Here is a 13,070-nt window from a genome sequence, read left to right as displayed (position 1 = left end):
AACCTCATGAAACGGGGAAAGCCTTGCCAGTCAAGGCGTGCGGTTCTGGTCTACGCTGTGCTTTCAGGCTTTGCCGGGCTTCGCAGAGAAGGCCACCTACATCAAATTGTCATGCAACCGACCTACCTTGGCTCAAGGATTGCTGACCTAGACCAATCCTTCGCGGCAACGCCTCCACCTACGCATTCACCACAACGCGCATAACAACGATTGCAAGGCACCCACCAAAGGAGCTTCGGATGAAAAAGTTCTTCATGGCGTCACTGCTGGGCTCGGCCATCGCCCTGTGCACCACGGCCATGGCCGCCGGTACCGACCTCAAGGCCCTGGAAGACGCCGCTCGCAAGGAAGGCACGGTCAACAGCGTGGGCATGCCGGATGCCTGGGCCAACTGGAAAGGCACCTGGGACGACCTGGCCACGAAGTACGGCCTCAAGCACAGCGACACCGACATGAGCTCGGCCCAGGAAATCGCCAAGTTCGACGCCGAGAAAGACAACGCCAGCGCCGACATCGGTGACGTCGGCGCCGCCTTCGGCCCCATCGCCGTGACCAAGGGCGTGACCCAGCCTTACAAGCCGAGCACCTGGGACCAGGTCCCGGAGTGGGCCAAGGACAAGGACGGCCACTGGGCACTGGCCTACACCGGCACCATCGCCTTCATCATCAACAAGGACCTGGTCAAGGAAGACGAGCGCCCGACCACCTGGCACGACCTGGAAAAGGGCAAGTACAAGGTCGCCATCGGTGACGTCGGCACCGCCGCCCAGGCCGCCAACGGCGTGCTGGCCGCCGCCATCGCCTACAAGGGCAGCGAATCGAACATCGAGCCAGGCCTGCAACTGTTCACCAAGCTGGCCCAGCAGAAGCGCCTGTCGCTGGCCAACCCGACCATCCAGACCCTCGAGAAGGGTGAAGTGGAAGTCGGCGTGGTCTGGGACTTCAACGGCCTGAGCTACCGCGACCAGATCGATCCGAAGCGCTTCGAGGTGCTGATCCCGTCCGATGGTTCGGTGACGTCCGGCTACACCACCATCATCAACAAGTACGCCAAGCACCCGAACGCCGCCAAGCTGGCCCGCGAGTACATCTTCAGCGATGCCGGCCAGACCAACCTGGCGATCGGCCATGCCCGCCCGATCCGCGCCGAGCACCTGAAGCTGCCAGCCGATGTGCAGGCCAAGCTGCTGCCCAACGAGCAGTACAAGGCCGCCCAGCCGATCAAGGACGCCGATGCCTGGGAGAAGACCTCCAAGGCCCTGCCGCAGAAGTGGCAGGAGCAGGTGATCATCGAGATGGAGTAAGAGGCTGGGTGCTGTAGTACCTGATCCGGCCTATTCGCGGGCAAGCCCGCTCCCACAGGGATATCACAAGGTTCAGCTGCAGTGATTCCCTTGTGGGAGCGGGCTTGCCCGCGAAGAAGGCCATGCGGTTTACGACTGGAGCCAACATGCAACACAACGTCATCCTGGTCCTGCTCGACGGCCTCAATCACCAGGTAGCGCATCACGCCATGGGCCACCTGCACGCCTACGTCGAGGCTGACCGCGCCGCCCTGTACCGCGTGGAATGCGAACTGCCTTCACTTTCACGCCCACTGTACGAATGCATCCTCACCGGTGTCGCGCCGATCGACAGCGGCATCGTGCACAACAACGTCAACCGCCTGTCCAACCAGCGCAGCGTGTTCCACTACGCCCGCGAGGCCGGGCTGGGCACCGCAGCGGCGGCCTACCACTGGATGAGCGAGCTGTACAACCGCTCGCCCTTCGACCCGGTCCGCGACCGCCACACCCATGCGCCCAAGCTGCCGATCCAGCATGGCCTGTTCTACTACGCCGACCACTACCCCGATTCGCACCTGCTGGCCGATGCCGAATACCTGCGCCGCCGCCACGCGCCGAATTTCCTGCTGGTGCACCCGATGAACATCGACGATGCCGGCCACCGCCATGGCCTGGACAGCAGCCAGTACCGCAATGCCGCGCGCAGTGCCGACATCCTGCTCGCCGACTACCTGCCACGCTGGCTCGAAGAGGGCTACCAGGTGCTGGTCACCGCCGACCACGGCATGAACAACGACCGCTCGCACAACGGCCTGCTGGCCGAGGAACGCGAGGTACCGCTGTTCGTCTTCGGCGACGCCTTCAGCCTCGACCCTGCGGCCAAGCCGTTGCAGACCGAACTGTGCGGCACGATCTGCGAACTGCTGGGCGCCGCCCACGACAAAGCGGTCTGCCGGGAGCTGCTCAAGTGAATTCCAGCCACCGTGGCCGTTACCTGGCCCTGCTCTGCCTGCTGCCCTTTGCCGTGTTCTTCTTCATCTTCCAGATCGCCCCGCTGCTCTGGGTGGCCATCGCCAGCCTGCAGCACGAAGGCGGCTGGGGCCTGGACAACTTCAGCAAGATCTTCGCCTCGAAGTTCTACCTGCAGGCCATCGAACGCAGCCTGGAGATCAGCTTCTGGTCGAGCCTGTTCGGCATCGTCATTGCCACGCTCGGCGCCTATTCCCTGCGCCAGGTCGACTCGCGCCTGCGCGACTTCGTCAGCGCCTTCGCCAACATGACCAGCAACTTCGCCGGCGTGCCGCTGGCCTTCGCCTTCATCATCCTGCTGGGCTTCAATGGCGCCCTCACCCTGGCGCTCAAGGAGATCGGCCTGCTCGGCGACTTCAGCATCTACTCCAAGACCGGCCTGATCATCGTCTACACCTACTTCCAGATCCCGCTGGGCGTACTGCTGCTGTATCCGGCCTTCGATGCCCTGCGCGAAGACTGGCGCGAATCCGCCGCGCTGCTGGGCGCCGGCCACTGGCAGTTCTGGCGGTACATCGGCCTGCCGGTGCTGACCCCGGCCCTGCTGGGCACCTTCGTCATCCTGCTGGCCAACGCCCTGGGCGCCTACGCCACCGTCTACGCCCTGACCACCGGCAACTTCAACGTGCTGCCAATCCGCATCGCCGCACTGGTGGCCGGCGACATCACCCTGGACCCGAACCTGGGCAGCGCGCTGGCCATGGTGCTGGTGGGGTTGATGACGCTGGTGACGGTGGTCCATCAATGGCTGCTGAAAAGGAGCTACCATGCGCGCTGAATCACACAAAGGCGGCTGGTACCACCGTACCGTGGTGTACCTGCTGTTCCTGATCCTGCTGCTGCCGCTGGCAGGCACCCTGCTCTACTCGCTGGCCACCAGCTGGTCGGCGTCGCTGCTGCCCAGCGGGCTGACGCTCAAGTGGTACGTGCAACTGTGGAGCGAGCCGCGCTTTCTCGCCGCCTTCGGCCAGTCGCTGATCGTCTGCGTCGGTGCGCTGGTGCTGTCGGTGGTGCTGATCCTGCCGCTGTTGTTCGTGGTGCACTACCACTTCCCCAGGCTCGACGCGCTGATGAACATCCTCATCCTGCTGCCCTTCGCGGTGCCGCCGGTGGTGTCGTCGGTGGGGCTGCTGCAGCTGTACGGCAGCGGTCCGATGGCCATGGTCGGCACGCCGTGGATCCTGATCGGCTGCTACTTCACCATCGCCCTGCCCTTCATGTACCGGGCCATCACCAACAACCTGCAGGCCATCAACCTGCGCGACCTGATGGACGCCGCCCAGTTGCTCGGTGCCAGCACCTGGCAGGCGGCGCTGCTGGTGGTGCTGCCGAACCTGCGCAAGGGCCTGATGGTGGCCTTGCTGCTGTCGTTCTCGTTCCTGTTCGGCGAGTTCGTGTTCGCCAACCTGCTGGTCGGCACCCGCTACGAAACCCTGCAGGTCTACCTGAACAACATGCGCAACAGCAGCGGCCATTTCAACAGCGCGCTGGTCATCTCCTACTTCGCCTTCGTGCTGGTGCTGACCTGGGTTGCCAATCGCCTGAACAAGGATAAATCCTGATGAGCTTCGTCAGCGTACAGAAACTGCAAAAGAGCTACGCCGGCAGCCCGGTCTTCGAAAACATCGACTGCTCCATCGAACGCGGCGAATTCGTCACCCTGCTCGGCCCCTCCGGCTGCGGCAAGTCCACCCTGCTGCGCTGCATCGCCGGCCTGACGCCGGTCGACAGCGGGCGCATCCTGCTCGATGGCCAGGATATCGTGCCGCTCAGCCCGCAGAAGCGGGGGATCGGCATGGTGTTCCAGAGCTATGCCCTGTTCCCCAACATGACCGTCGAACAGAACGTCGCCTTCGGCCTGCGCATGCAGAAGGTCAAGGCCGACGAGAGCCAGACGCGCGTGCGCGAGGCCCTGGAACTGGTGGAGCTGGGCAGCTTCGCCGGGCGTTATCCGCACCAGCTGTCGGGCGGTCAGTGCCAGCGGGTGGCCCTGGCCCGTTCGCTGGTCACCCGCCCGCGCCTGCTGCTGCTCGACGAACCGTTGTCGGCGCTGGATGCGCGTATCCGCAAGCACCTGCGCGAACAGATCCGTGCGATCCAGCGCGAGCTGGGGCTGACCACCATCTTCGTCACCCATGACCAGGAAGAGGCGCTGACCATGTCGGACCGCATCGTCCTGATGAACCAGGGGCGCATCGTCCAGAGCGGCGATGCCGAAACCCTCTACACCGCCCCCGTGGACCTGTTCGCCGCAGGCTTCATCGGCAACTACAACCTGCTCGACGCCGACAGCGCTAGCCGCCTGCTGCAGCGCAGCGTGAGCGGTCGCCTGGCGATCCGTCCCGAGTCCATCAGCCTGGGGCTTGACGGTGAACTGGACGGTCAGATCCGCAGTCACAGCCTGCTCGGCAACGTGATCCGCTACCGGGTCGAGTCCCGCGGCGTGGAAGTGGTGGTGGATGTGCTCAATCGCTCGTCCGCCGACCTGTATGCCGACGGCCAGCGCGTGTCGCTGTCGATCGACCCCACCGCGCTGCGGGAAGTGGCTTAAGGAGATTCAAGCAATGGCACTGGCAATTTTCGATCTGGACGAAACCCTGATCCACGGCGACTGCGCGTCGCTGTGGAGCGAACAGATGGCCCGGCTGGGCTGGGTCGACGGCAAGGAATTCCTGCGTCGTGACCATGAACTGATGGAAGCCTACGGCAAGGGCCACCTGCAGATGGAGGACTACATGGCCTTCAGCCTGGAACCCATCGCCGGGCGCACGCTGGAGGAAGTCGAGCACCTGGTCGAGCCCTGGGTCGAGGATGTGATCGAGCCGATCATTCATGGCGATGCCTGCCGCTGCATCGCCGAGCATCGACAGAAAGGCGACCGCATCCTGATCATTTCTGCGTCGGGCACGCACCTTGTCGGGCCGATCGCTTCGCGCCTGGGCGTCGACGAGTACCTGGCCATCGAGCTGGAAGCGGTCAACGGCGTGTATACCGGAAAGACCCACGGCGTGCTGACCTACCGCGAGGGCAAGATCACCCGCCTGCTGGAGTGGCTTGATCAGGAGCAGGAAAACCTGGAGGGGGCGAGTTTCTATTCCGACTCGCGCAATGACCTGCCGTTGTTGCTGAAGGTCGATCATCCGTTCGCGGTGAACCCGGATGCGGTGCTGCGCGAGCACGCCCAGACCAACGGCTGGCCGGTACTGAGCTGGAGTTGAGGGCCCTCGGAGCGGGGCCACCTGCAGCGGCGAGCCGCCGCTGCAGAAGTACCCGTCGCCTACTGCAGGCCGGCGTCGATGACCATCACCAGCTTGCCGGACACCTGGTTGCTCTCGAGTTCGGCATACGCCGCCTGGGCAAACTCCACAGGGTAGGTATCGACCAACTGCGGCGACAACCTGCCTTCGTTGAACAGCGGCCACACCTGCTGCTGCAGGTCACGCAGCAGTTCGGCCTTGAAGCCGTCGTCACGGTTGCGCAGGGTCGAGCCGGTGATTTCCAGGCGCTTGCCCAGCACCAGCGCCAGGTCCAGTTCGAACTTGCGTCCGCCCATCAGGCCAATGATCACCCAGCGGCCATCGCGCGCCAGCAACTCGAGGTTGAGTGCGCCATAGCTGGCGCCCACCGGGTCGAGGATCACGTCGAACGGCCCGAAGCCCTTGAGATCGTCGAGGTTCTCGTTGCGCACCACGCCACCTGCAGCGCCCAGCGCCTTGCAGTAGTCCAGGCGGTCCTGGGAGCCGACACTGACCCACACCGGGCTGCCAAAGGCCTTGCCCAGCTGGATGGCCGCCGAGCCGACGCCACTGGCGCCAGCATGCACCAGCACCTTCTCGCCCGCCTTGAGCGCACCGAGCTGGAAGATGTTCAGCCAGGCCGTGGCGTACACTTCCGGCAGCGCCGCCGCCTCATGCAGGTTCAGGCCCTCGGGCACCGGCAGCACATGACGGGCATCGACCACCACTTCCTCGGCCATGGCACCGCTGGCCAACAGCGCACAGACCCGGTCGCCCACGCGCCAGTCGGCGCCGGCGCCCACTTCCTCGATCACCCCGGCGCACTCGAGCCCCATGTAGGGGCTGGCACCAGGCGGCGGCGGATACAAACCCTTCATCTGCAACAGATCGGCACGGTTCAACCCGGCCGCAGCCACTCGAATGCGTACCTGCCCCGCGTCGCAAACCGGACGTTCGGCTTCGACCCAGGCTACATGTCCGTCAACGCCTTGCAATGCCTTCACAGTGCCTCCATAGTTGAGTCATGACTGAGCCCGGGATCGCCATGTCCCGGGTTTTTTGCAGTATTCAGCCGGTTTCATGGAACCGGTGAAAGGAAAAGACGGCCTACTATGCGTGATCAATTGCCCCCACGTCGAATCAGCATGAAGCATTTCCTCCCCAGCACCGCCCTCGCCCTCATGGTCGGCCTCGGCAGCCTCACGCTCGGTGGCAATGCGGCCGCCGCCAACAAATGGGACAGCCTGCAGCCGGACCGTGACGAGATCGTCGCCAGCCTCAACGTGGTGGAGCTGCTCAAGCGCCATCACTACAGCAAGCCGCCGCTGGACGATGCCCGCTCGGTCATCATCTACGACAGCTACATCAAGTTGCTCGACCCGTCGCGCAGTTATTTCATGGCCAGCGACATCGCCGAATTCGACAAGTGGAAGACGCAGTTCGACGACTTCCTCAAGAGCGGCAACCTCGACCCCGGCTTCACCATCTACAAGCGCTACCTGGACCGCGTGAAGTCGCGCCTGGACTTCGCCCTGGCCGAACTGGACAAAGGCGTCGACAAGATCGACTTCACCGTCAAGGAAGACCTGCTGGTCGACCGCAAGGACGCGCCATGGCTGAAGAACGAGGCCGAGCTCGACGACCTGTGGCGCAAGCGCGTCAAGGATGAAGTGCTGCGCCAGAAGCTGGCCGGCAAGGATCCCAAGCAGATCCAGGAAACCCTGACCAAGCGCTACAAGAACCAGCTGGCGCGCCTGGACCAGACCCGTGCCGAAGACATCTTCCAGGCCTACATCAACACCTTCGCCCAGTCCTACGACCCGCACACCAACTACTTGTCGCCAGACAACGCGGAAAACTTCGACATCAACATGAGCCTGTCGCTCGAAGGCATCGGTGCGGTGCTGCAGAGCGACAACGACCAGGTCAAGATCGTGCGCCTGGTGCCGGCAGGCCCTGCGGCCAAGACCAAGCAGGTCGCCCCGGCCGACAAGATCATCGGCGTCGCCCAGGGCAACAAGGAAATGGTCGACGTGGTCGGCTGGCGCCTGGATGAAGTGGTCAAGCTGATCCGTGGCCCGAAAGGCTCGGTGGTACGCCTGGAGATCATCCCGGCCAGCAACGCGCCGAACGACCAGACCACCAAGATCGTCTCGATCACCCGCGAAGCGGTCAAGCTCGAGGAGCAGGCGGCGAAGAAGTCGGTGCTCAAGCTCAAGCAGGACGGTCGCGACTACAAGCTGGGCATCATCGAGATCCCGGCCTTCTACCTCGATTTCAAGGCGTACCGTGCCGGTGATCCGGACTACAAGAGCACCACGCGCGACGTGAAGAAACTGCTCACCGAGCTGCAGAAGGAGAAGGTCGACGGCGTGGTCATCGACCTGCGCAACAACGGCGGCGGCTCGCTGCAGGAAGCCACCGAACTGACCAGCCTGTTCATCGAGAAAGGCCCGACCGTGCTGGTGCGCAACAGCGACGGCCGTGTCGACGTACTCGAGGACGAAAACCCCGGCGCCTTCTACAAGGGCCCGCTGGCGCTGCTGGTCAACCGCCTCTCGGCCTCGGCCTCGGAGATCTTCGCCGGCGCCATGCAGGACTACCACCGTGCGCTGATCATCGGCGGCCAGACCTTCGGCAAGGGCACCGTGCAGACCATCCAGCCGCTCAACCATGGCGAGCTGAAGCTGACCCTGGCCAAGTTCTACCGGGTTTCCGGCCAGAGCACCCAGCACCAGGGCGTGCTGCCGGACATCGACTATCCGTCGATCATCGACACCAAGGAAATCGGCGAGAGCGCCCTGCCCGAGGCCATGCCGTGGGACACCATCCGCCCGGTGGTCAAGCCGGCGGCCGACCCGTTCAAGCCGTTCCTGGCTCAACTCAAGGCACAGCATGAAGCACGCAGCGTCAAGGATGCCGAGTTCACCTACATCCGCGATCGCCTGGCGCTGACGCAGAAACTGATGAACGAGAAGACCGTCAGCCTCAACGAGCAGGATCGCCGCACCCGCCACGATGAAATCGAGGCCAAGCAGCTGGCCCTGGAGAACACCCGGCGCAAGGCCAAGGGTGAAGAACCGCTCAAGGAGCTGAAGAAGATCGACGAGGACGCGCTGCCCGAGGAGAAGGACGATTCCAAGCCCGAGGACGACGCCTACCTGGCCGAGACCGGTCGCATCCTGCTCGACTACCTGCGCCTGAGCTCGCAAGTGGCGAAGAAGTGATCGACCCGACCGGGTGATGGCAGATTAATGTGACCTGTCATCAAACAGTCATCGCACTGTCGTGAAATGGAAGGGCCGGACGCGAAAAACGTCCGGCCTTTTCATTTTCAGGAAGCAGTCCATGACCGTCACCGAACAGCTCAGTGCCTTGAGCGCCATCCTGGCTCAGCGCAGCATTCACAGTCTGTTCCAACCGATCATCTGCCTCTCGCAGCGGCGCGTGCTTGGCTACGAGGCGCTCAGCCGAGGGCCGTCCAACAGCCCGCTGCATTCACCGCTGAACCTGTTCGCCATTGCCCGTCAGGCCGGACGCCTGAGCGAACTGGAAGTACTGTGCCGGGAAAATGCCTGCCGCCGCTTCAGCGAGCTGGGGCTCGAGGGCAAGCTGTTCCTCAACGTCTCGCCGGAATCGCTGCTCGAACCGCACTACCCGTCCGGGCGCACCCTGAAGATGCTCGAGCAGGTCGGCCTGCAACCGAGCCGGGTGGTGATCGAGCTGACCGAGCAGACCCCCACCGATGATTTCCAGCTGCTGTCCAACGCCCTGCACCACTACCGCGACATGGGCTTCTCCATCGCCCTGGACGATCTGGGCGCCGGTTACTCGAGCCTGCGCCTGTGGTCGGAGCTGCGCCCGGACTACGTGAAGATCGACCGTCACTTCATCGACGGCATCCATCAGGACCCGCTCAAGCGCGAGTTCGTCGGCTCCATCCTGCAGATCGCCCGGGCATCGAAAGCCCAGGTGGTCGCCGAAGGCATCGAGCTCGGCGAAGAGCTGGCGGTGCTGGCGGAAATGGGCGTCGACCTGCTGCAAGGCTACCTGCTCGGTCGCCCCCAGGAGTTCCCGCCGCGCGATGCCCTGGGCCTGCTGCCCCAGACCCAGGGCAATGTGCTGGCCGATGGCGAAGAAGGTGGCGACCTCGCCCCGCTGCTGATCGAACAGCCTGCCGTGGCCCTGGATACCCCCACCCTGCAGGTGCTGGAGGCTTTTCGCCGCCAGGCCAACCTCAACTCGCTGGCCGTACTCGATGCCCAGGGCCAGCCCTGTGGCATCGTCCATCGCCATTCGTTGTCCGACGCCCTGCTCCAGCCCTTTGGCACCGACCTGTTCGCACGCAAGCCGATCAGCCGGCTGATGAGCGAAGACTTTCTTGCCGTCGAGCGCAGCCAGTCGCTGCAGCAGGTCAGTCGCCTGCTCACCAGCCGCGCACGCCAGCGCATCGAGGAAGATTTCATCATCACCCACGCAGGCCGCTACCAGGGCCTGGGCCGGGTGATCGACGTGCTCAAGCTGATCACCGAGCAGAAGATCCAGCAGGCGCGCTATGCCAACCCCCTGACCCTGCTGCCGGGCAACGTGCCGATCCAGCAATGCCTGGCGCGCCTGCTCGAACAGCAGCGGGCCGCAGCGGTGTGCTACGTGGACATCGACAGTTTCAAGCCCTTCAATGACATCTACGGCTATGCCAGAGGAGATGAGGTGCTGCTGTGCCTGGCCCAGTGCCTGAACGACAGCGTCGAGCCGAGCCGTGATTTCGTCGGGCACATCGGTGGGGACGACTTCATGCTGGTACTGGGCTCGCCCGATTGGCGCGAACGCCTGCAGCGGCTGATCGACAACTTCCTGCGCGAGTGCCGGCGCTTCTATCGCAGCGAGCACCTGCAGGCGGGCTGTTTCATCGCCCACAACCGCCAGGGGCAGCGCGAGACCTTTGCCCTGCTGTCGCTGTCGATCGGGGTGGTGCTGCTGCGCCCCGAGCACTGCAGCCGCCTGGATGCGGCCCAGTTGGCCGACCTGGCTTCGCAGGCCAAGCGCCAGGCCAAGGATACCGCCGGCCCGAGCCTGAGCCTGATCGATACGGCGCAGGTCCAGGCGCTCTCCGACATGCACCTGCACTCGCCGCTACCGCGTTGAAGGTCGCCCTACCCCGCAGCGACCTCTTCGGGATAGCTGAACTCGAACACCCGCACCACCTCCGAAGCGTGCCACGATGCCGCTTCCATGCCATCGACCGGCCCGGAAAAACGCCCCAGGCGCTCGACGCATTCGAAGAAGCCGGTGCGCGGCAGGCGGCTGGCGCCTTGGCTGATCACCAGCGAACTGCGCAACGGCTGTTCGGCACGGGCGTCGAGCAGGGCCAGGTATTCGAGGGCGGCCGTCAGGGTCTGCATGGCGGGGCTGGGCAACTGCAAGCGCTCGAGCAGCGCCCGGTAGGTGAGCAGATGACGTTGACGGCGGGCCAGGTCTAGCTCGCCCAGCAGGCTTTGCCACTGCTGGCGGCTGATCCTGACCTGGCTCATGACGGCTGGCTCCAGCCGGCCACACCCAGGTGCCAGGCCAGGCTGCGCTGGATCGCCGCATCAGGGACACGCTCGCCCGACTCGATCATGGCCAGGTAGGAAGGGCTGATCCCGACAGTGCGCGCCAGTTGCTCGGGTGCCAGGCCCTTGGCCTCACGCAGCTGCGCCAGCTCACCGAGTGCGGGCAGGTTGACGCCTTCATCGACGCCCTGACGATTGCCTTCACCGAGCGCGGCCTGCTCGCCAGCAACGCCGTCGGGCGCCTGACCGGCTGCTGCGAGCAGCGCCTGGTACTCACTCCAGGGAACGACCGCGTACTCGGGCTGACCGTCCCGACTGATGACCTGAATACCCATACCACCCCCTGCTGCATGTAATCCGTCGGCATAATGCTTATGCCAATTATATGACCAAGCGCGGGCTTCTGTGCAGGTCAGGTCGTTTTCAAGGGTGAGGACGTTCCAGGCGCAATGCCTCGGGGGTATCCGGCAGACGCTCCACCACCCGCAGGCGCTCGGGCGACTGGCTGTCGCGCCAGGCTTTGAAGCGGGCCAGTTCGTCGGCGACGGTCTTCATCACCCAGCCCAGCACGGCGATGTCGTCGAGGAAACCGACACCGACGATCCAGTCAGGGATGGCATCCAGCGGGCTGACGAAGTACAGCAGGCCAGCGACGATGGTCACCAGCGCCCGTGGGCTCACCGCACGGTACTCGCCGCGCCACCAGGCCAGGCAAAGTGCCTGCATCAGGCGCAGGTCATCGCGCAGTTGACCCAGCTTGGGGCCTTTGCGGGCCACGGCGAACAACAGCGCCGGCAACCGACCGCGGCTGAGCAGGCGCTCGGCCAGGGGCAGGAAACGGGCAAAATTCCAGGGTGCGCTCATGAAGCCTCCAGCATCAGCCAGGAAGGTTATCCACATTTATTGTGGATAACCTTGTGAACAGGGCAGCATTTTCGGGCGCTGGGCGCCCACAGGGCAAGGGCCCCGCTCAGATCGGGCGTTTTTTACACAACCGTTTCAGACAGGCAAACGATTTGCGTCAGGATTGTGTTGGCCGCTGTGCAAGCGGCCTGTTACTCAGACAGTGGGACACCCACGGCGTTCGCGTCAAGCACAAGCCGAAACGAAAACGCCCCGTCGAAACGGGGCGTCTGCAACCACGGCGGCCGGATTACTTGGCCGGCGCTTCGGCAGGTTCGGCGTCCAGCTTGCTTGGGTCCTTGATGCCCAGCAGCTCGAGGTCGAACACCAGAACCGAGTTCGCCGGGATCAGCGGGCTCGGGCTCTGGGCGCCATAGGCCAACTCGGCCGGGATGTACAGCTTGTACTTCTCGCCGACATGCATCAGCTGCAGGCCTTCGACCCAACCCGGGATCACGCCGCTGACCGGCAGGTCGATCGGAGCGCCACGCTCGATGGAGCTGTCGAAGACCTTGCCATCGATCAGCTTGCCTTCGTAGTGGACGGTGACCACGTCAGTCGGCTTGGGCTGCGGGCCGTCTGCCTTCTTCACGACTTCATACTGCAGGCCGGAAGCGGTGGTGACCACACCCTGCTTCTTGGCGTTTTCTTCAAGGAACTTCTTGCCCTTGGCGGCGGCTTCCTCGCTGGCCTTGGCCAGACGCTCCTCGGCGCGCTTCTGCAGGGCGGTGAAGGCTTCGACCAGCTCTTCGTCCTTCAGACGGGGTTCTTTCTTGCCGACGGCATCCTCGATACCCTGGGCCACCGCCTTGGAGTCCAGGTCATCCATGCCTTCCTGTGCCAGGCTCTTGCCCATGTTCAGGCCGATACCGTAGGAGGCCTTCTGTGCCGGGGTCTTGAGCTCGACACTGCTGGTCTGAGCGTCGCAGCCAGCCAGGACCAGGCCTACCAGGGCAACCGCAGCCGCCAAACGATGCTGTTTCATGCTATTTCCTTGTTCATGCGCCATGAGGGCAATCAGGGTAAAGCCGCGAGCTTATCAGCGGCCATGACCAATGGCTACC

At 64.2% G+C, this 13,070-nt stretch carries 13 protein-coding genes; 8 read left to right on the top strand and 5 right to left on the bottom strand.

Annotated features, from left to right (window positions below; all coding sequences use genetic code 11):
- Positions 1-239: 239 nt before the first annotated feature.
- The 6 genes from AC1TXO_RS07455 to AC1TXO_RS07430 all read left to right on the top strand — a co-directional run bounded on the left by AC1TXO_RS07455 (position 240) and on the right by AC1TXO_RS07430 (position 5,533).
- Positions 240-1,304, top strand: a complete 1,065-nt coding sequence (locus AC1TXO_RS07455; RefSeq protein WP_486405717.1) for an ABC transporter substrate-binding protein — start codon at positions 240-242, stop codon at positions 1,302-1,304.
- A 146-nt stretch (positions 1,305-1,450) separates the two neighbouring features.
- Complete coding sequence (locus AC1TXO_RS07450; RefSeq protein WP_486405716.1) at positions 1,451-2,257, top strand: alkaline phosphatase family protein; 807 nt, start codon at positions 1,451-1,453, stop codon at positions 2,255-2,257.
- Positions 2,254-3,093 carry an ABC transporter permease gene (locus tag AC1TXO_RS07445; protein ID WP_486405715.1) on the top strand — a complete coding sequence of 280 codons (840 nt, stop codon included), beginning with the start codon at positions 2,254-2,256 and terminating at the stop codon, positions 3,091-3,093. Before AC1TXO_RS07450 ends, AC1TXO_RS07445 begins: the two co-directional genes overlap by 4 nt.
- Positions 3,083-3,877 carry an ABC transporter permease gene (locus tag AC1TXO_RS07440; protein ID WP_486405714.1) on the top strand — a complete coding sequence of 265 codons (795 nt, stop codon included), beginning with the start codon at positions 3,083-3,085 and terminating at the stop codon, positions 3,875-3,877. The genes AC1TXO_RS07445 and AC1TXO_RS07440 overlap by 11 nt, the downstream gene beginning before the upstream one ends.
- The gene (locus AC1TXO_RS07435) at positions 3,877-4,866 is read left to right on the top strand and encodes an ABC transporter ATP-binding protein (protein ID WP_486405713.1); all 990 of its coding nucleotides are present in this window, start codon (positions 3,877-3,879) and stop codon (positions 4,864-4,866) included. The genes AC1TXO_RS07440 and AC1TXO_RS07435 overlap by 1 nt, the downstream gene beginning before the upstream one ends.
- A gap of 13 nt (positions 4,867-4,879) precedes the next feature.
- Positions 4,880-5,533 carry an HAD family hydrolase gene (locus AC1TXO_RS07430; protein WP_486405712.1) on the top strand — a complete coding sequence of 218 codons (654 nt, stop codon included), beginning with the start codon at positions 4,880-4,882 and terminating at the stop codon, positions 5,531-5,533.
- Between the two features lie 59 nt (positions 5,534-5,592).
- Here AC1TXO_RS07430 and AC1TXO_RS07425 read toward each other — a convergent pair whose 3' ends face one another.
- Positions 5,593-6,555, bottom strand: coding sequence for an NAD(P)H-quinone oxidoreductase (locus AC1TXO_RS07425; protein WP_486405711.1), 963 nt, complete (start codon positions 6,553-6,555; stop codon positions 5,593-5,595).
- A 141-nt stretch (positions 6,556-6,696) separates the two neighbouring features.
- Here AC1TXO_RS07425 and AC1TXO_RS07420 point away from each other — a divergent pair, with 141 nt between their 5' ends.
- Together AC1TXO_RS07420 and AC1TXO_RS07415 are read left to right on the top strand one after the other, a co-directional pair.
- Positions 6,697-8,778, top strand: a complete 2,082-nt coding sequence (locus AC1TXO_RS07420; RefSeq protein WP_486405710.1) for a carboxy terminal-processing peptidase — start codon at positions 6,697-6,699, stop codon at positions 8,776-8,778.
- Positions 8,779-8,899: 121 nt separating this feature from the next.
- Positions 8,900-10,696 carry a bifunctional diguanylate cyclase/phosphodiesterase gene (locus tag AC1TXO_RS07415; RefSeq protein ID WP_486405709.1) on the top strand — a complete coding sequence of 599 codons (1,797 nt, stop codon included), beginning with the start codon at positions 8,900-8,902 and terminating at the stop codon, positions 10,694-10,696.
- 8 nt (positions 10,697-10,704) lie between these two features.
- Here AC1TXO_RS07415 and AC1TXO_RS07410 read toward each other — a convergent pair whose 3' ends face one another.
- The 4 genes from AC1TXO_RS07410 to bamJ all read right to left on the bottom strand — a co-directional run bounded on the left by AC1TXO_RS07410 (position 10,705) and on the right by bamJ (position 12,991).
- Entirely contained in the window at positions 10,705-11,082 is a 378-nt protein-coding gene (locus AC1TXO_RS07410) for a hypothetical protein (RefSeq protein ID WP_486405708.1), read from the bottom strand.
- Complete coding sequence (locus AC1TXO_RS07405) at positions 11,079-11,438, bottom strand: helix-turn-helix domain-containing protein (protein WP_486405707.1); 360 nt, start codon at positions 11,436-11,438, stop codon at positions 11,079-11,081. The genes AC1TXO_RS07410 and AC1TXO_RS07405 overlap by 4 nt, the downstream gene beginning before the upstream one ends.
- Positions 11,439-11,526: 88 nt before the next feature.
- On the bottom strand, positions 11,527-11,967 hold the full coding sequence (locus tag AC1TXO_RS07400; protein WP_486405706.1) for a YkvA family protein: 441 nt from the start codon (positions 11,965-11,967) through the stop codon (positions 11,527-11,529).
- Between the two features lie 289 nt (positions 11,968-12,256).
- Positions 12,257-12,991 carry a BamJ family beta-barrel-assembly machinery protein gene (gene bamJ / locus AC1TXO_RS07395; RefSeq protein ID WP_486405705.1) on the bottom strand — a complete coding sequence of 245 codons (735 nt, stop codon included), beginning with the start codon at positions 12,989-12,991 and terminating at the stop codon, positions 12,257-12,259.
- Positions 12,992-13,070: the final 79 nt, after the last annotated feature.

Source organism: Pseudomonas sp. FA117 (assembly GCF_057370475.1).
The sequence above is the reverse complement of the archived record's forward strand: the minus strand, read 5'-3'. Positions and strand labels throughout refer to the sequence as shown.

Coding starts and splice junctions, on each gene's coding strand:
- AC1TXO_RS07455 (WP_486405717.1), top strand. CDS start 240: ATGAAAAAGTTCTTCATGGCGTCACTGCTGGGCTCGGCCATCGCCCTG.
- AC1TXO_RS07450 (WP_486405716.1), top strand. CDS start 1,451: ATGCAACACAACGTCATCCTGGTCCTGCTCGACGGCCTCAATCACCAG.
- AC1TXO_RS07440 (WP_486405714.1), top strand. CDS start 3,083: ATGCGCGCTGAATCACACAAAGGCGGCTGGTACCACCGTACCGTGGTG.
- AC1TXO_RS07435 (WP_486405713.1), top strand. CDS start 3,877: ATGAGCTTCGTCAGCGTACAGAAACTGCAAAAGAGCTACGCCGGCAGC.
- AC1TXO_RS07430 (WP_486405712.1), top strand. CDS start 4,880: ATGGCACTGGCAATTTTCGATCTGGACGAAACCCTGATCCACGGCGAC.
- AC1TXO_RS07420 (WP_486405710.1), top strand. CDS start 6,697: ATGAAGCATTTCCTCCCCAGCACCGCCCTCGCCCTCATGGTCGGCCTC.
- AC1TXO_RS07415 (WP_486405709.1), top strand. CDS start 8,900: ATGACCGTCACCGAACAGCTCAGTGCCTTGAGCGCCATCCTGGCTCAG.
- AC1TXO_RS07410 (WP_486405708.1), bottom strand. CDS start 11,082: ATGAGCCAGGTCAGGATCAGCCGCCAGCAGTGGCAAAGCCTGCTGGGC.
- AC1TXO_RS07405 (WP_486405707.1), bottom strand. CDS start 11,438: ATGGGTATTCAGGTCATCAGTCGGGACGGTCAGCCCGAGTACGCGGTC.
- AC1TXO_RS07400 (WP_486405706.1), bottom strand. CDS start 11,967: ATGAGCGCACCCTGGAATTTTGCCCGTTTCCTGCCCCTGGCCGAGCGC.
- bamJ (WP_486405705.1), bottom strand. CDS start 12,991: ATGAAACAGCATCGTTTGGCGGCTGCGGTTGCCCTGGTAGGCCTGGTC.